This is a genomic window from Oleiphilus sp. HI0132 (assembly GCF_001635845.1).
Map to the genome: position 1 here is coordinate 1 of NZ_LWGJ01000238.1, position 863 is coordinate 863.

Genomic DNA, 863 nt, shown 5'->3' on the forward strand with positions numbered 1-863 from the left:
ATATTCTGTCCGAAACAAACACCAAAATCGTTTTTTCGATACTTAGCTAGCGTCTTTAGAGGCTCTTTGCCAATCTCGCCATGCTCATCAATGCAAGTCATAATACAGCGGCTACATGGCTTAACTAATGCAAACTCTATCTCACCGATAGCAATACGCTTCCACGAGTCTTCTTGAAAAGGGATATCGCCTTCAAGCACAATATTCGGCCGAAAACGGTTCATGCCAACAGGAACTTCCAAGCGGCTATTCAGGTCATCTAATGAGGCCTGGTTAGTCAATAAAATCGGGAAACCGTCAGCAAAGCTAACTTGCTGGCTCTCTGCAAAGAACTCACGGTCGACCTGGCGAAAAGTTGAGTCAGGCATATAGGCCAAAGCCACATTCACCCCCAAATAGTCTGAAATAACTTGTGTCCGGCGGTCTTGTACGGTGAGCGCACCCACTTCATCAGACCAGACACATACATCAGCTTCTTTAGAAAACTCACTTAGCGAAAAACTGACCTCAGGAATGCCCTCGTCCGATATATTTAAAGTACTACCATCAAAGCTTGCAGAAACTTTGGCTAAGGCGCTATATTTTCGCTGAGTAATAAATCGCCCGGCATCATCCACCAACATAAAACGTCGATCAAAACGCAAACCAAAGCGATCAATTTCAACTTCACTTAAGGATACCGGACCAAGAGATTTGACCGGATGAATATTCAAAGCGGAAATTTTATATTCAGACATTTAAGAAGCCTGTTCTTTGACGTAGTCAAGAACAGCTGTTGCAAGCTCATCAGGCTGAAATTTGGATAGCAAGCGATTACACCCAACTCGCTCTGCCATAGCCTGGTTAAAACTACCACTCAAAGA

At 43.9% G+C, this 863-nt stretch carries 1 protein-coding gene; it reads right to left on the reverse strand.

Annotation, left to right across the window (positions count from 1 at the left end; all coding sequences use genetic code 11):
• A partial coding sequence (locus tag A3766_RS02975; protein WP_068641641.1) for an MOSC domain-containing protein occupies positions 1-737 on the reverse strand: 737 nt, incomplete at its 3' end.
• Positions 738-863 lie beyond the last annotated feature (126 nt).